Origin of the sequence: Pyrobaculum ferrireducens (assembly GCF_000234805.1) — an archaeon.
In the GTDB taxonomy this organism is placed as follows: Archaea; Thermoproteota; Thermoprotei; order Thermoproteales; family Thermoproteaceae; genus Pyrobaculum; species Pyrobaculum ferrireducens.
The window spans coordinates 1,960,879-1,977,700 of record NC_016645.1 but is presented as its reverse complement, the minus strand read 5'-3'; the positions used below and the strand labels follow the sequence as shown (position 1 = coordinate 1,977,700).

General features: G+C 55.6%; 17 protein-coding genes. 1 reads left to right on the top strand and 16 read right to left on the bottom strand.

Features of this window, described 5'->3' with window-relative positions; all coding sequences use genetic code 11:
- The first annotated feature begins 141 nt into the window (after window positions 1-141).
- Window positions 142-486, top strand: coding sequence for a coiled-coil domain-containing protein (locus P186_RS11090; protein ID WP_014289583.1), 345 nt, complete (start codon window positions 142-144; stop codon window positions 484-486).
- A 117-nt stretch (window positions 487-603) separates the two neighbouring features.
- Here P186_RS11090 and P186_RS11085 read toward each other — a convergent pair whose 3' ends face one another.
- The 16 genes from P186_RS11085 to P186_RS11015 form a co-directional block, all read right to left on the bottom strand.
- On the bottom strand, window positions 604-1,113 hold the full coding sequence (locus tag P186_RS11085) for a hypothetical protein (RefSeq protein ID WP_148683008.1): 510 nt from the start codon (window positions 1,111-1,113) through the stop codon (window positions 604-606).
- Window positions 1,110-1,715 (bottom strand): hypothetical protein, encoded by a 606-nt coding sequence (locus P186_RS11080; protein ID WP_014289581.1) that lies wholly within the window; start codon window positions 1,713-1,715, stop codon window positions 1,110-1,112. Before P186_RS11080 ends, P186_RS11085 begins: the two co-directional genes overlap by 4 nt.
- A complete protein-coding gene (locus tag P186_RS11075; protein WP_014289580.1) occupies window positions 1,703-2,902 on the bottom strand; it encodes a hypothetical protein in 1,200 nt (399 codons plus the stop codon). Before P186_RS11075 ends, P186_RS11080 begins: the two co-directional genes overlap by 13 nt.
- A complete protein-coding gene (locus tag P186_RS11070; RefSeq protein ID WP_014289579.1) occupies window positions 2,899-3,264 on the bottom strand; it encodes a hypothetical protein in 366 nt (121 codons plus the stop codon). The genes P186_RS11075 and P186_RS11070 overlap by 4 nt, the downstream gene beginning before the upstream one ends.
- Complete coding sequence (locus P186_RS11065; RefSeq protein ID WP_014289578.1) at window positions 3,261-4,862, bottom strand: hypothetical protein; 1,602 nt, start codon at window positions 4,860-4,862, stop codon at window positions 3,261-3,263. The genes P186_RS11070 and P186_RS11065 overlap by 4 nt, the downstream gene beginning before the upstream one ends.
- A gap of 79 nt (window positions 4,863-4,941) precedes the next feature.
- The gene (locus P186_RS11060) at window positions 4,942-5,307 is read right to left on the bottom strand and encodes a hypothetical protein (RefSeq protein WP_014289577.1); all 366 of its coding nucleotides are present in this window, start codon (window positions 5,305-5,307) and stop codon (window positions 4,942-4,944) included.
- The gene (locus tag P186_RS11055; RefSeq protein WP_014289576.1) at window positions 5,307-8,192 is read right to left on the bottom strand and encodes a WD40 repeat domain-containing protein; all 2,886 of its coding nucleotides are present in this window, start codon (window positions 8,190-8,192) and stop codon (window positions 5,307-5,309) included. Before P186_RS11055 ends, P186_RS11060 begins: the two co-directional genes overlap by 1 nt.
- A 91-nt stretch (window positions 8,193-8,283) precedes the next feature.
- Window positions 8,284-8,454 (bottom strand): hypothetical protein, encoded by a 171-nt coding sequence (locus tag P186_RS13905; RefSeq protein WP_014289575.1) that lies wholly within the window; start codon window positions 8,452-8,454, stop codon window positions 8,284-8,286.
- Between the two features lie 18 nt (window positions 8,455-8,472).
- Window positions 8,473-8,652, bottom strand: coding sequence for a hypothetical protein (locus P186_RS11050; RefSeq protein ID WP_148683007.1), 180 nt, complete (start codon window positions 8,650-8,652; stop codon window positions 8,473-8,475).
- A gap of 112 nt (window positions 8,653-8,764) precedes the next feature.
- Window positions 8,765-9,820 (bottom strand): hypothetical protein, encoded by a 1,056-nt coding sequence (locus P186_RS14400; protein WP_237179403.1) that lies wholly within the window; start codon window positions 9,818-9,820, stop codon window positions 8,765-8,767.
- Between the two features lie 109 nt (window positions 9,821-9,929).
- Window positions 9,930-10,358, bottom strand: coding sequence for a hypothetical protein (locus tag P186_RS11040; protein WP_193383982.1), 429 nt, complete (start codon window positions 10,356-10,358; stop codon window positions 9,930-9,932).
- 347 nt (window positions 10,359-10,705) lie between these two features.
- On the bottom strand, window positions 10,706-11,143 hold the full coding sequence (locus P186_RS11035; RefSeq protein WP_014289571.1) for a hypothetical protein: 438 nt from the start codon (window positions 11,141-11,143) through the stop codon (window positions 10,706-10,708).
- A gap of 638 nt (window positions 11,144-11,781) precedes the next feature.
- The gene (locus tag P186_RS11030) at window positions 11,782-12,588 is read right to left on the bottom strand and encodes a hypothetical protein (RefSeq protein ID WP_014289569.1); all 807 of its coding nucleotides are present in this window, start codon (window positions 12,586-12,588) and stop codon (window positions 11,782-11,784) included.
- A 567-nt stretch (window positions 12,589-13,155) separates the two neighbouring features.
- Window positions 13,156-13,527, bottom strand: a complete 372-nt coding sequence (locus P186_RS11025) for a PaREP1 family protein (protein ID WP_014289568.1) — start codon at window positions 13,525-13,527, stop codon at window positions 13,156-13,158.
- A gap of 80 nt (window positions 13,528-13,607) precedes the next feature.
- On the bottom strand, window positions 13,608-15,650 hold the full coding sequence (mcm, locus tag P186_RS11020; RefSeq protein WP_014289567.1) for a minichromosome maintenance protein MCM: 2,043 nt from the start codon (window positions 15,648-15,650) through the stop codon (window positions 13,608-13,610).
- Window positions 15,651-16,268: 618 nt separating this feature from the next.
- Window positions 16,269-16,781 carry a type II toxin-antitoxin system antitoxin SocA domain-containing protein gene (locus tag P186_RS11015; RefSeq protein WP_014289565.1) on the bottom strand — a complete coding sequence of 171 codons (513 nt, stop codon included), beginning with the start codon at window positions 16,779-16,781 and terminating at the stop codon, window positions 16,269-16,271.
- Window positions 16,782-16,822: the final 41 nt, after the last annotated feature.

Sequence of the window (16,822 nt, the reverse complement as noted above, 5' to 3'; positions counted from 1 at the left end):
CAGCTCCTCCACAACCACAACACAACAAAACACTTTATAAATAGGAACACCCGCCCCGGAATTCGCGCGACATCCAATATATGTCCGGTGTCTGTAATGTAGCTCGTCACTAGATTTATAAACTGATGGAAGGAAGATACTATGTCGGGCGAGCTCGGCGCCTTTGTCTACGATGCGCTTAAGACCGCAGTAGAGCACGTCGTTGGTAAGCTTAAGGAGGGCAAAAAGCTCACCACAGAGGACATCTTCCTCCTCTACCTAGGATCCATATTGAGAGAAATGGGCGAATTGCGGACCGAAATAGCCAGACTAGAGCAGAGACTCGACGAAACAAATAGAAGAATAGACGAGACAAATAGGAGAATCGACGAAATGAACAAAAGGATAGATGCCGTCGCAGACTTGCTAAGTAAGAGAATAGACTCTCTACAAACTATTCTTCTTGACATACAGAAGCTCCTTATAGAACTAGTAAAGACAAAATAGCCCAGTACGTAAGTATTAGCAGAAAATAAAACTTCCAAGACTACAGAAACCCTGCAATGGCAGCACCATCTGAAAAAGGGACGCCGTGGCTACATACATAGCCCCACTTAGCTGAAGCTATTTTGTAAAAACTAGATACTTCACGTAAGTGGGAGCCGGCATCTGCCACATGACGTAACAACCCCGCTGAGATAGATCTACCAAATCGCCTTGACTACATGTGGCCAACGGCGTAGTGCCCTGGGCATAGATCTTGATGTTTGTAATGTTATAAACCGCCTTATATACAGATGTACTAGACATTCCAGAGCCTCTATACGCGGTCATATTTACGTATACAACGAGGATGTCATTTTCATTCACCAACTTTATTGAGTAGAAGAAGGAGTCGAAAGGAGGCGAGAAGCTAGGCAACGCTATAGACATGTTAAAACGATAAACATTTGGCAAAGTGATAGAGGAGATGCCAGCCCTTATCTGGTTAGCCACGGAATCAGCCAAGGCCTGAGCCATAGACGCGGTCTCTTGATCAAACGCCATCTGCGCCTGCACGTTTACGATATAGGCAATCAGTACTGAGAGCAAGCCGGCGAAGGCCATAGAGACCGCCGTCTGTAAAGCATTCATCGCAACTCCAGCCTAACCGGAACTACCAACACCTTCGACACGCCACTTAGATCTACACCGTCAAGGGCGCAGTCACCAGCGTTGTAAGCCACCGGAGCCGTGATGTTGTAATATAAGGCGACGCCTGAAGCCCTCTGAGCCGCTGTGTACGTAATATTTAGCACCACCGCGATGTCGCCATATTTAACAACCCGGGGCGCCATAGACAAAGAGGTCCCCCAACCCCGCACTGCAATAGGAGTGTCAGGCGCGTATACCACCTTGCCCCAGTTCACACCCCGCAACATACCAGCCACAGACAAGTACTGCGACTCGTATACAAACGTAGTGTTGAAAACCGCCGCGCCGCCGCACATGCCCATCTGCGCCACGCTGTACTTCAACGAGCCAAAGCGCAGACTAGGCAGATTAATAACCCTCTGCGCGAACGCGGCCCCCATGTCGCTCTCCAGAGAGTCTGCCACCAAGTTAAAAAACGCAGAGGCACTACGCATCTCCACAAGAGCTTGGTAGTAGTATATCTGCTGAAGTATAACCGGCACAACGGCAAATATAGCAACCAGCGCAAACGAGGTAATTATAAGCAACTCTAAGGACTGCATGGCCACAGCGACTTAAGATTCTGCAAATTCCCACTACCTATCGACAAGACGCCGCCCTGGTGAACAACCCAGTAAGTAACTCTGTAGTCCCTAAAGGAGAAGTCAATCCTAGTTACATTCTTGCCGATACCCGGCGCTATAGGCGCCGCGGTGATGTTGAAGTAGACAAGGGGATAACTGTATCTATTCTTCAAATCCTGGTTCTGAGACAACTGGGGACAGGTAATAGTTACGAAAGGCAACAAATAGAGCTGCACATCGCCAACAGTCACCCTGAGAAGCGGCTCTACATACATGCCCGAAAGATCTACCCAATACACAGCGGAATAAGTGGTGTAGTTGTACAAACCGTACGACGCCGCCACCTGCTTGTAATAAATCGAGTAGGAGTCGCCCTGAAGAATCGTTCTATTGAGCACGGTTATGTAGGCCGTCCAGCCATATGGGGCGGTGGTCGTGATGTTTATACATATATAATCACCGCAGACGCTCCCAGACTGCTCCTGCGGCAAGACGCGTATAGATACCCCAAACTGCGCAGTGACGTTTAGCCCAGCCAGAGCCAGGAGAGAGACATTCATCACCACAGAGCTCCTATACAAAGCAGACGCCAAATTACTAGCCAACACAATAGTGAAGTTATTCACGCTACGCATAATGCCGCCGCTGTCGTAAAACGACAGCGAAACCCACGAGGGGAGGGGTTGCGTCAGATGCGTGCCGTTTGGGACAGGTTGCAACATAACAGTGAGGTTGAAGTAGCCCGGGGTATACAGCTTAATTGACCTCCCCCCTCTATACACCATCGTCGGTTGTTTCACGGAGAGGCCCAGGACCCCCCTATTCAGCTCAAAAAACACCACCGTGCTGTTCATCATAGCCAAAGTCCTATTCATGTGGAGCCAGTACAGATACGCGTTGGCGCCGCCGGTGTACGGAAGCGCCGAGGTCAGGAAGGCATAGCGGGCGCTGGAGGCGCTGAAGTTAACAAGAGACGCCAGCCCCATGTAATCCACATAGGAAGACAAAACACCAACAGCCTTCGACACATCTCTGGAGAAAACGCCGTAAGCCGCCCTCACCCCGCCGTAGCCAGGGGAAGACGACGCGATAGACTGCAGAACCAGCACCGCAACTACAGCCACAGCCACTAACACAGCAGTTAGGAGTATAATCTGGCCCCTCATGCGTACACCGCGATACATACAGCCGTGCCGTTGGGCATAACAGAAGCCACAGAAATAGAGAACCTAGGCGACGGCACAACTGGACACACGCCGCCCACAGGCCTCACCACGCTTACACGCGCAAGCGGGTCAATCAACCCAGCCTCCGCATTCGCAGTCAGCAGAGCCGAGCCCCAGTCGGTCTGAAGCCTAAAAAGGAAGTCTGGGCTAGAGGCGAGCCTCATGGCGAACAGAGCCAGCTCAGAGAACCTACCCCTCTCCCCCACCTGCACAGACATAGAGAGGGGAGATGTGTAGTTAAACAACGCAAACACTAGCCCAAGCAACGCCGAGGCAAACACAAGCTCAACAACCCACCTCATCTGTACCTAAACACCCACAGCTCAACCTTGTACGTAATCTCGCCAGAGTCCGCCAAAGCCTCGGCGTACGAAGTAACCAGCGCCTCAGGCCTCTGCCCAACCCACCTCCACCAAGTAGCAAAACGCACCTCATACAGCGGCGGTAGGCCCCCGGTGAGGGGCATCACAATGACATCCCTCTGCGGAATCTCACCGCACTTGGGAGGATCACCGTTAGAGTTACGCTCCACAAGCACAACCAAGAACTTAGCCCTCCCTATCCTACCCCAGGGAATGAGACAGCCGGCCTTATCCATTACGCCATTGCCACACACAGTGCCCAGATCAAGATTGACAGATGGGTTTATCGTCACATCTTGCAACAAGTTAGACGTCTGTCCGCCGAGAAAGCCGTAGACGGCGCGGAGGCCGAGAGCCGAGACTCCGGGGTCGTCGCAACCGCAGAGCGAGGTGCTACCAATGTTTTGTATAAGTTTCGAGTGTATGATGTATACCCCGGCGTCTTGCTTAGCAACAAGCCCTACCAGCGAGACCTGGCCAGAGCCTGGGTACGTGTAGTTAACGCCCCTCACCGCGGCCCCCCTCGCCCTCACAAAGGTAAACACGGTATTTCCAGGTACTGAAAGAACCGCCCTCCCATCGGCATCAGTGCCGCCAGAGAAACACTGTTGCTGAGGCACGATAGATGGCGTGTTCTTGTTAGGCGGCGCGCAACCGCCAACAGGCTTCACCCCCTGGGCCTGGGCAGTCACATATACATTAGGACCGCTTACGGCTACGGTAGTATCCGCCGGCTTCCCAGAGAGTTGATATGTGTTGCACCATACGTCGCCTGGATTTATCGTAACTGGGGAGGTAAGTAACTCCTGTCCACCCAGCTTAATGCTGTTTATCTGGACGCTCTGGGTGCCCGAGTTGTACAGCCTTATATTGAAGTACCACTTGGCATTCTCACCGCCACCCTGTGAGTAGTAGTAGGCCCCTATAATCTCCACATTATACGCCGCTGAGGATGACGAGGCCCAGAATATGGCACAAGCATCCAGCGCGTAGACGCCTGGAGGCGTTATAGAGATAAACGTCTGGCCCCCTTGAATGTCGAGATTTATCTTAAGAGCAGGCCTAATTACTAACTCAATGTCGTACTTATCCCAGTCACTACCAAATAGACTCTTCAAAACCCTCTGATACACCGAGGGATCCAGTTGCGTACTGGAGGGAGTGCCCCACAGATATATGCCGTAGCCAACCTTAGTGACTGGGTAGTCTTGGCTGGATGTTCTGATGCGGCAGACGGCCTCCGCGCCACCTGAGAGAGACGCCAGAGCCAGCAACTTCTTGGGATCTAGCTGGCCGGGTATTCCGCTGTCGGCCAGCCCCAGGTCCTGCACCTGGTTTATGTCCGTCCAGTCGGCGGGGGAGCCCGGTTGCTGTATAATTTTCTTTAACACCTCCTGCGCGTCGAGTCCCACCGACGCCTTAACCTCAGCGGCGCCGGTGGCAAAGGGGAAGTACCCCATCATGAAGTAGATACCGACCACAAAAAGGGCCACTATAGTAAAGGCGATAAGCATGTCGAAAGACTCTAAACCACGCATACAACTAGCAACGGACTTTTGAATTTATATTTTATGGTGTAACCCCTTTTCTACACTTCAAAAACATGCGCCATAAGGCTCAGGGACAGCGCCCAGCGTAGGTAGACACCACAAAGCCACCCGCAGTGTAGATCCTCACGTAAAGCGGCGTGGTAGAGGCCTCAATCCCAGACACAACAATCTCGTCTACACCCGAGACCTCCTTCCCCACTGGATATTTCATGCCGTATACCTCTACGGAATCCACATACACAGGCTGACCCGCCACAGCCTCCACCCTCAACAGCAACCGCCCACCGCCGACGCATGCCTGTAAGATCTTTAGACCCCTCTGTCCCGCCGCGACGGAGGAAGAGGCTGAGAAAGTTGTATACAGGTACCACGCAACCGCCAGCACGATAACGAGAACAAACCCGAGCAACACAGCATGGCCGAGCGAGAGCATTACTCCTGCACCTCGGCCATGAGCCTAGCCAGCCTCCTACGCCTCCTGAACCAGACCAGAAACACAGCGCCGGCCGCCGCACCGGCGATCGCTAGGATAGGCACTAGGTCAAGCGTCCAGACCGCCTCGTAGGTAACAGGCCCGTACGCAACCGGCATCTGAGGATAGCTGTACACCACCCCGGTGGCCGTGTCTCTCCACCCAGCGAATACCCAACGCAACGGAGGCGGGGCCCACACATCCATAGGCGTTGGAACCACCGCGGCTGTGCCGCCCTCGTCGACCCACATAGCTGGCGTCACAGAACCGTACCTAGTGGTAAACGTCAAGAGGTACTGGCGCTTCACCGTATACGTCACGTTAAGCGGTTTGGTCACTCTCAGCGTGATAACATTCCCCTTAAGCGTCGCGTTGGGGACGCCGTTAATCACCCACTGACCCACCACGGTCCTCGTATTGCCCTGCTGGCTCAAGACGTCGGGAACCGCTATCTTCACTGCAGAGCCCCTAGCCACCCAGGTAGCGTTCACAGGTTCCACAACGGTGGCAGGCAGCTTCGCCCAAACCCTGTACTGCACCTCGTACTGAGGCGTCAGCCTTACAGCCCTGTCGGCAACCAGCTGTACAGTCCTTTCAGAGCTGTCCAGCTCCACCCACTTTACAAAAGCAAGCCGCGTCCCGTTTCTAAACTCAACGTCCCTCCCCTGGAAAACAACAACGCTACCCAGATCAGCCCATAGAGACGTCGAGCCGTTAACCACGGCGGGGAAGACCGTGGAGACGAGCACCTGAGGCGTGTAGACCCCCCTCACAATAACCGGGTATACGGAAACCACCGGCGCGGGGCCAGAGGCGATGGGAGTCCCGAACCTGTCGAAGACAAACACAGACTCAAGCCTAAGCCTGTACGTGGCGTTAACCTGCACATAGCCCGGCAACTCCACCCTATACAGAGCCTTAACCTCAGTCGGCCTCGACACATCTACCGAAACCGAGGGAGCAGACAGATTGAGCCTCTTGCCATCCACCTCCCACCCCACCAGCACGAGCCTGCCCTGCTGCACCGGGGAGTCCACCACAGGTATCTGCACAACCCTCTCCGCAAAGAAAGAGGCGGGGCCAGAAGCCCAGCCGGGCCCCCTAGTGATGTTGGGGGGCATGAGGCTCACCCGGTACTCAAGCACGTAGCCCAGCTCCACCGGCGCCTCCACGTCCCCCCTCACGTCAAGCGTGACGTTGCCCAAAGGCCTACACCTCACGTCGCCCATGTACTTATACCTAGGCGCCAGAGACACCCGCCCCACCGGTATGAAGACAGTCCCCGAACCGGCGAGCCTGTAGAGATATGTAGAGTCCCCCACTCTCACATCCACGTCGGCCGGGAGGCACTGCCCCGGCACCTTAAGTGCGATGTTGACAAAGGCCAGCCGCGTCGCCGAGGCCTGCGTCCACCTCTCCACCACGAGGGCCCTCCCATCCACCGAAAGCCCCAGAGAAGTCACCGGCGAGGACCCCCCAAGCCTCGCCACCTCCCTCCCCCTCCAAAACACCAAAACGTCGCCCCCGAGAGTCCCCACAGCCACCACAGAGCCGTTGCCCGAAACCGCCACCGCGAGGGGCAGAGACGGCACCTTCGCCCTCCACGACTCCCTACCCCCCTCGAAAACTACGACGTAGTCCTGCACCCCCACGGCGAAGACCCTGCCGTCCTGGCTAAGCGCCGCGGGGACCCTAGGCGAGTCTATCCCATACTCCGCCAGCACCGAGGGCGCGAGCCTCAGCCCGTAGGGGTACAGCTCCACCTCAGGCCTCTCGCCCTTCTTGAAACAAGCCGCCACCGCCGAGCCGTCCGGCGTAGCCGCCAGAGAGTAGACCTGGCCACTGCAGGTGCCGACCTGCGCCAGCGAGCCCTGCGAGTAGCGGAAGATCCTGCCCCCAGCCGTGCCGATGTAGAAGACGCCCGGGGCCCTCCCCCACGCCGCAGAGGTCACCGGCTCCCCCAGAGACTTGACATCCACCACGCGGCCGTTGGCAAGCACATACACCTCACCGCCGATGGTGCCCACCACCACGTACTGACAGTCGGTGGCCGCCGCCGTGGCGTTGGCCCTGGGCCCCAGCGTCACCGCCCACAGCGGGTAGCCATACGGAGCATGCAGAGAGGCCACAGCCGTCTTATACGTAGCCGCGATGATGACAGGCGGCAGAGGGATCGTGATGTTTAAAACAATGGGCACCCGCGGCGGAAGCGATATGCCGTACTGCCTAAACGTCGCAAGAAGATCCTCAGAAAGCTCCACAGTGGTAGGCACGCTGATCCTTAGATTAAGCCCCTCCCCTCCTATGTCATATACATAAGGCCTGTTTACCACCGCGAAGCACCTACCAGCCGAGTCGCTCGCCACCAGGGGAAACACCGCATTAGCGCTCCAAAGCGTCGCGCCGTCAAGCCCCACCACATACACCCCATCTGGCTTAGCCCAGTAATACACGTCAAGAGACTCCGTCGGAACTACATAAGCAAAAGCCAGCACAACCAGGAGAGACACCAGCAATACATATCTCATGACCCCCCAAAGAAGCCAGGATATATGTATTACGGTGATGTTGCCTATCCACACTCTAAGAAACGCCGGCGGCCAGCCCGCAGAGCTCGACATCCTCCAGCTCCGCCACAGCCAGCTACCACACCCCGGCCGCGGCATACGGCACAACCTTAGGCACCACCCACCCTCCCAGCCCCTTAAGCCTAAGCCGCGGCGGCAACTCGCCAAGAGCCACAACATCAACAGATTGCCGAGCAGAAGCTCCACGCCCAGCCCCAGAAGGCGGCGCAGATACCTCTTCCCCACTTCCATGTCGCTGGCGTACCTCAGCCTAAGCACCGAGCCAGACGGAAAAGCCAGCGAGACGTCCCCACCCCGCGAAGTAGCCCCCTCGCAACCCCTCCACGACGGCCCCCGCGTCTACCCTAAACTACATAACAGCCAAGCGTCTACACACCACGCTAAGAAGCTCCTCAACACAGATAAAGTCCTTCCTCACGCCTTTGTGAACCCGCTCGTCGTCAATCGCCCAGCACCTATCCACCAGCAGATTTCTCAACCTGATAGTGACAACAAGCCGCCTAACACACGCCGGCGCCACACCAAGCCTATCGCCCAGCTACACCACAGCCTCCACGTAGCACTCCGACATGGAGTCGCACTCCTCTGCTAGGATGTGGAAAGCCAGCTCCGCCACCGCCTCAGCCGGGACAGCCGCGTTGTACCGCATCGAGAAGAGCTCTAGAAAGGCTCTCAAAAGGCCGAGACACAGGTCTAGACAGCACGCGGACGACGCCACGCGCATCGTACACCCTCCTCCCAATTAGGCATACATCAACAGCCACGTCTTCAAAAGCTCTGCAGATATTATATAACAACACATACCGTTCTTACTCGGGATTTAATCTAGCCTATCCCGTCTTAAAGGGTCCCAGCGGCCAAGTCAAGATGGGGGGCATGCCTAGGTACAGCAAGGCGATGAATATCAACTGTATAGCTACATAGATGCGGCGGGTGTAGAGGTGGAAGAAGGGCGCCACCGCGGCGAAGTACCAGTAGAACCAGCCCGACTGCGATATTAACACAGACGACGCAACCAACAGAGCATCCAGCCCCAGGGATGGTTTCCTAATTAATTCAACTGGAACTGCGCGCCAAGCTACGTGGCCAAGCCACGGCGCAATCGACACTTGGATCTCGTACTCCAATACTTTATACACTCCAGGATTCGACAGCGCCGTTACAGTGTCTGTGCCGTTGTATAGAAACTTCGTGTAGTAGACATACCACGGCGCCCCCATAAGGAAGGTAAGCCAGCCAGTAAGAGGATTCTTATGGCTATGGAAAGACACAAGCCACCAATAGAACTGGAGGTGGTATAGAAACAAGCCATGGGCCAAGTCAACAGCATGGGCGGCCAGAAAGGCCACCGCCGCGCCTATAGTAATCGGCGCCAGCGACTTCCTATCCCTCAGCAAAACGTAGAAAACAAACCCGGCTAGGGGAAAGGCCGCAGTAAATTTAGAGGCAAGCGCCGCCCCCCACAGCACCCCCGACAGCCACCTCCTCCCCAAGAGGTATGAAATAACGGCAGAAACCGAAAAAAGCGCCACGAAAACGTCAAGCATGGCGAAGCTGGAAGTCCTTGCAAATATTATGTCGGTAGCCAAGCTTAGAGAAACCAGCCAAAACGGCCTCCCCAACAAGCGCCCTAGCCAACCAGTCAAAAACACCGTTACGACACCAGCAATAAACGGCGCCCACCTAGGCGCCAAACCTATTAGATATTTTGCAAGAGGCGGATGCTCCGGATTCGAAGTAAGAGCCGGGGGCGTTCCACTCAGTTGTCCCAAGCCAGCTTTCATATACACCACCTCATCCGCAAAAGTGAAGCCAACAGACAATGACGTTATAACAAAAACAACCACCACCGCCAACGCCCTTACCCAATCAACCAAGACCTTCATATTTAACACGGCACCCCCTTAAGTAGTGATAAATAAATCTGATGGATAAGCCCATTTACAGTCTAAAAAAGCTAGTTATTATTTAGAAAAGTAATGAAAAAATCTTAACTTACGGTGCTCCTTCTCCACCTCCAGCTACAACTGACGCGCTGAATGGAGCAACTGCGCCGTTGCTCAACACTACTCTACCAGTGAGAACCTGCCCAACAGCAACGTTGATGTCATCCAATGTAACTATCACTGTAGTAGGCCCACTGATAAGAGTTGGGGTAATTTTACTGGTGTCGACTTGTGTTCCAGCTATCTCAACTGCTTTTATCTGTACAGACGCGCCACCTTGTGGCACAACTTCCAATGTAAGAGTAGCTCCATCTTCTGTTGTTGTGATTTTTGCCGACACTACTGTTAGCGATGCTTGTTGTCCAGCTGCGGCGAATGTGGTGTATAGGTACCAGCCGACTGCTATCGCAATTACCAGCACTATTGCTACTATTATCGCTATTTCTAGGGAGGTCATACCCTTTAGTTTTGTGGGCATAAGCGGATGGACGCCCCTCCTTATATATTTTGTGGTGTAGCCGCCGAACTGCAAAGTGGATATAGATGCCGTGTTAAGGGCGCCGTCCCAGTGGCTGATTGTTGCTCCAGGTTGTGTGGCGTGCCTAGCCTTTTGCTTTTTCTTTGTCTCTGCTGTGGATACCGTGTCTCGGCGTGTTTGTTGTTTATTACAAATCCTCGGCGTGAGGACCTCCGAATTTATATAAAATACAAATGTCTATAAGGATTGGAGTGCATCCCCAGCGCTTGTTTCGTTTTTACAACGGCTAATCGCTGGCTTGGCGATCTCCGCCTAGGGAGATTCTGGACATCCAACGTGCGGCTTGGCTAGTATTCCCTCCCCAGTATGAGGTGTATGCCTTCCTCCTCTGCCCTCTTTCTGAGGTACTGGGCGACGTCCCTCGGCGCGAATTCCACGGCTAGCACCGCTAGGTATGTTTTGGCTCCCCTGGACTTCTCGGCGGCTTCGGCTAGTTTCCGTAGCTGTGCGAGGGCTTCTTCTACCTCCTCTGCGTCTATTAGGGAGACTGTGACTTTGCCGACTACGAGGGGCTGGGGGCAGTAGAGGTCTATCTTCACGAGGCCGTCGGCCGGCAACCGTACGTCTAGCCATATGCCGCAGTGCACTCCCCGCTTTTCCAGAAGCTCTTCTACCTCCCTCGCGGCGCGGTACTTAAAGCCGCTGACCTCCTCTAGTATCTCGGTGAGGATTCTCCTTATCTCTCTGAATCTGTCGTCCATGCGGGAGATGTAGGAGTCCTTCACACTCTTGCATCGTCACGCCAATTTTAGCATTTCTCCGCCCCGCGTTGTCGCGGTGCGGCTCGGGGGTGAGGCGGTTGCGGGGCCGCGGGTGCTGGCCGAATATAAATCGCCTGTTTTCTTTCAGCTCCACCTCACCGATGTAGTATATACAGCCGCGGCCGAGTGATCCCAACTTGCTCCGTATGCGTGGCGCTCGGCCGGTTGTCTGGTGCCGATCGCGTATTAGTTGCAGAGGCGGCGGGCTAAATATGCTGATGCGACGCCTCCTTTCGACATATATGTTTGAGCACTGCGCCGTTGCGCGTTGACGGATCTGTTGCGTGTTTAGCATACCGTGCTTGCAGAGCTCCCGGCGCCGGTTATCCTGTGGAGGGCCGTTTCTGGGGGCTCTGCGCGTTTTCTATGTCTGCTGATGGGGATCTGATTGAGATGGCCGACGCAGATGTGTTTCAATTTTCCGCGGCCCGCCGGGCCGCGTGTTGACTACACCGCGAGGTACCCCGTCGCTGTGTTTGAAGGAGCCTCGGGGTAGATCCGCAGTAGTGGGTGAGCCGTCGTGTGATCAGCGCTGGGGCCTCTGCCTATCACCCGGTCTAGTGCAGGTCTCCGGCCGTGTATGTATATGTCTGTGGGTGCCTCTAGTATTCTCTTCCCAGTATGAGGTGTATGCCCTCCTCTTCTGCTTTTTTCCGTAGGTACTCCGCTACTTCTCTCGGCGCGGATCCCACGGCTAATATCTTGAGCTGTGTCGTGGCGCCGGTGAACCTCTCCGCGGCTTCTACCGAGCGCCTCAGTTGCTCCAGCGCGTCCTCCGCCTCCTTAATGTTTTTCACCGCTGTGGTGACTTCGCCGACGACGAGGGGGCTTGGGCAGAAGATGTCCACCTCCTTGTAGCCGGCTGTTGGCAGGGTCACGTTTACCCGTATGCGGCACTCCACCCCTCTCTCCCTCAGGAGGTCCTCGACAGCCCTCGCCACGAGGTGCTCGAGGCCTCTCCCTAGGGCCTCCCTGATGTCCATCAGAGCCGACTGCACCCACTTAAATCTCTGATCCTCTAACTTCTCGTGCTCAGCCCACCGCCTCTCGTTCTCCTCTAGGAATTTTCTCCAAGTCTCGTACCACTCCCTCCACTTCTTCTCGTTTTCTTGCCACCTCTTTTCGTTCTCTTCTTGGAACTTCCGCCACGTCTCAAACCACTCCCGCCACCGCCTCTCGTTCTCTAGCCACCTTTTCTCGTTTTCTTGCCACCGTTTTTCGTTTTCCTCTAGGAATTTTTTCCAGGTTTTGTACCAGCGCCTCCACCTCCTCTCGGAGTCTCTGCGGAGGTCTCTAAGCTCTCTCAACACCTCCCCAAGCCCGACGGCCCCAGCCACCGCCAGCCTAAACTCCTCATCCTCCTCAAGAGCCCTCAAAAACCTACGCTTCTCCTCGGGGGTGAGGCCCACATAATTAGTACCGCCTTTATAAATAGCTTTTACGCCGGTTTTACCTCAGGTTCTGACACTGCCGTGGCTTTGTGCGGCTCGTGAGCCGTGGCGGCTGGGGCGCGGCGAGAGATCTCTGGTGCTTACAGAGCCTCCGGGGACTGGAGTACACCCCGTCTTACGGTTTTTCGCGTCCTTCTGTGTGCCGCTGCAGTTTAACCGGACGTGCGGCGATCTCTCGACGTCGAGTCTCGTCGTGACGATGTGCCGATAATGCGGATATAGAGGGCACGAAGTGACGTTGTCCCTTTCCTCCCTGTATTGTCAACTACGACTGCAGGGGGCATTTCTTTGGTGTATTAATCGAAATTTTGAACTACCGACGCGCCGAGGGGGTTGAAAGAGGTATCGAGGCCGGTTTTAGATTTAGAAGTAGCAGAATGAGGTGGTGTAGATAAATTCCGCCGCAGTTAACGGTATGTTTTCTACATTCATGGGCTTGCGGTAGATGCCCCCGAGGGGGCAACGGAGGCGCGTCTGCGCCTAAGTTGCAGAGCAGAAATTGGGCGTAGCTAGGAGGCGTATCTTCTAATCTACCAGTTTTAGCGCCTCCTCCCGGTGTGCCTCGAAGATTTCCTTGTCCATGAAGTTGTGGCGAAGGTTCGCGTGGAGTCTCTCTGCCATGCCGAAGGCTGTTAGGAGCTCCTTGTCTCCGCTTTCTTTGTAGAGTCTGCCGACTACCGCGTTGTAGTCCTTGTGGCTGTAGTGCTCCCAGCCCCGCTTCTCTGCTATGGCGTTTAGCAACGCGGCGACGGCGCCCCAGTACTTCTCCCCGGCCTGCGCCAAGTCGCCCCTTGCGTACAGCTCCTCAGCCTCCCTGAGGTACTTCTCGCGTAGCGCCAGGTAGGCCTCTACGCGTTGTGGAGGGTCAAGCCTCTCTGCGCCAGCGGAATTACTCATGGACGCCTCTTTTGCTCTGTGCTAGGGTTTTCCACAACGTGTAGGGGTGCACGGCGCCACGTGTGTTGCGCCGGGTGGGTCTAGGTGACGCGTTTTATGTATCCGGGTCTGGGGGTGTAGGCCTCGCCGTTGCGGATTAGCAGGTCTACGATGCGCTGGACCTCGGCGGGGGGGATTCCCAGCTTCTCGGCCTCTGCCTTGAGCTTGTCGATTTTGACGGGGCCTTTCTCCGCCTCCTCCATCTTCTTTAGTAGCTCCACTACTTTTATGTAGGCTTCTCTGCGGGAGGCGGGGACGCCGGTTATTATTGCGTCGATGTCTATGGCGCCCGACTCTATGTCTATGCCTACTGATTTGAGGAAGGCGAGGTAGAGCCTTATTGCTCTCTCGGCGTCTTCTGCGGTGGCTATGGGCGACAGCCTCATCTTGGCCTCGGCGGTGGTGAGGCGTATGAGGGCTTCCAGCTGCCTGGCGGTTATGGCTATGGCTGTGCCGGGGCCTTGGTAGCGCCTCCTCATCTCTAGGTAGAAGGCTTTTATCCTCTCCTTTGCCTCTTCGCTGAGGAGCGGCCTCACGTACCGCCTGGCGTACATGATGTACTTCCTCAGGAAGTCCGGCCTCAGCACGTCGCGGAAGGCCTCGGGGGTTTTGCCTGAGTGCAGGTCTAGTATGTGGCCGGCGACGGCTGAGTCGAACTCCTCCCTGGGCTCGTCCCGTATTACGAAGATCAGGTCGAATCTGCTGAGGAGGGAGACGGGCAGGTCTAAGTTCTCCGCCACCGTGCGGTTGGGGAGGTACCTCCCGAAGGCTGGGTTGGCGGCGGCGAGGACGGCGGCTCTCGCGTTGAGAGTGGCCACTATGCCTGCCTTGCTTATGGATACGGTGTTCTGCTCCATCGCCTCGTGTAGGGCCACCCGGTCCTTGGCATCCATTTTATCTATCTCGTCTATGACGGCGACACCCTTGTCGGCCAGGACGAGGGCCCCCGCCTCTAGGTAGAACTCCCCCGTCAGCTTGTCCCTGACCACGGCGGCGGTGAGACCCGCCGCTGAGGAGCCCTTGCCCGTGGTGTAGACGGCGCGGGGGGCGATCTTAGCCACAAACTTCAACAGCTGGGACTTGGCGGTGCCCGGGTCGCCTATTAGGAGGATGTTTATGTCGCCCCTGACCCTGACGCCGTCTGGGTACACGATTTCGTTTCCGCCGAAGAGTAGGCACGCAACTGCCTCCTTCACTTCTTCGTAGCCGTATATGGAGGGGGCGATGGACCTGACTATCAGCTCCCTCACGTCGGGCCGCCTCGAGATTTCGAGGATTTTCTGCTCGTCCTCCTTGGTGATCTCCTCCACGAGCTCCTTGTTCATCGTCTCTACGTGGACCCCCTGGACGTAGGAGGTGACGATTGGGGGCCTGCCCTTCTTGAGCTCGCTGAGGGTGAGGTCGACGATTCCCGACAGCGCCACTATGTCGCCGGGCTTGACAGTGTCTACCAAGTCGTCTAGCAACACCGCCTCGATGCTACGGGGTAGCTGGCCGGGTGGGAGGTCCTCCGGCCTCTCTTGTATTATGACCTTCTGCCAGTCTATGTACTGGGAGAGCTCTGTGACTAGGGTGAAGCTCTTTGAGGCGCCGCATCTGGGGCACTTGGCGGGGGGCTCGACGTGGCGCTCCAGCTCCTGCATGAGCTCAATCTCGTAGCCGCACTGGGTGCACCGGTACAGCGCCTTGTATAGGAAGTGCTTCGGGGGGGTCTGCCTGGTGACTATACCCTCTATTTTTATGAGGCGGCCTATGTACTCCGACCTGAGCTTCCTCAGGGGGACCGCCAGCGGGGGGTTCCGCACTCTGAAGTAGAAGCGCTTAAGCTGCCTGGCGGTCTCGGGGTCCTTCTCCTCTACGATTTCCCGCACCACCTTGTCCGCCTCTGGCAGGACTTGCTTAGGCCTCTCGATTACTAGATCCGCCAGTGTCTTGTCAAACATTAAGATGTCGTGGAAATCCACCTCCAGAGACCTCTTCCGCTGGATAATCATGTTGATAAGCTCGTCGGAGATTTTCTCGTTACCCGTCACCAACTCTCTAAACTTGTCGCGCAAGATATCCAGCTCAACCTCAACAGTCACACATATACACGCCGATCTGCTTAAAAAAGTGAGGCTGTATTACCACAGGAGCCCACGGAAGCCCATCTAAAGCCCAGGCTGTTCGCCAACCCCTTAAGGGCGTTCTCCACAGCACTGAACGACTCATGCCAGCCAGGCGGTATGTGTGCCGGCTATACCCAGCGCGGAGTCTTGATCCGAGGCACCTTGGACGTGAATAAGTGCAGAACTCCAAGATAGATGCCGCTTCTCTTCAAGATTTGTCCGTGTTGCTCTATTACCGGATCTAGTTGACCGTCGAGACTTCTCACATCTCTATGATGTAGCTTCTAGATCTATTACGACGTCTGTCACCACTGCGACGTCTACCAGTATCGGGCCCCGTATGGAGGGAATGGATAACTCGGCTTCAGGTACAACATCGCGACATTCTCTGGCGGCGTAGCACGCCACGAGGGCGCTACCCAGAAGGCCGTAGTGACCGCGAGGGTTGCCGAACCGCCTCCTTAGCCACTCCACTCAGGCCGTGCTCCACCCGGCGCACGCCGCGTGTATTAACTCCTTGTACTCCTCCCACGTGAGGCTACTTCTTCTAGATCTAATGTGGAGATCTCCAAAATTTTAACTGATTCTTAATCGTCATGTGCCAAGTCTCGTGTTTCTATCCTGAACCCCTCCAGCTGGAGGTATTTGTCTACTGCATCCCATGTATTCCTCCTTTTTCTCCGGCTTGAGCCCCAGCAACTGATTTACCTTTTTCTCCAGCTCCCACGCCTTGTAGCTTCCGTACCTCTTCAACACGTCGTCGACTCTCTTCGCCACTGGCGGAGGCAGTTTCGGGGGTTCGCCTAGGTATTTCACGGTGTAGGCGGGGCCCTCCTCCGCGGGCTCTATACGGAACCGCGACTCGTCCTCCAGGGCGTCGTACACCTCGTTAGCCATGGGCCCGAAGCTCCATATGAAAAACTCGGCCCGCGTCACGGGCGCGCCGTGGTATAGGAACTTCACCGCCCTCGGCGTAAACAAGCGGCGGGTTTCGTACTGAATGAGGAAGAGGAGCTTCATTAACTTCTTTAAGCTACCTACATTCCCTAGCCTATATGTAACATACGCCACGACATCACCTACATCATATTTGCCTATTGTTTCCACATTATTAACAACTCCATTAAATAAAACTTAAGCCCGGTTGC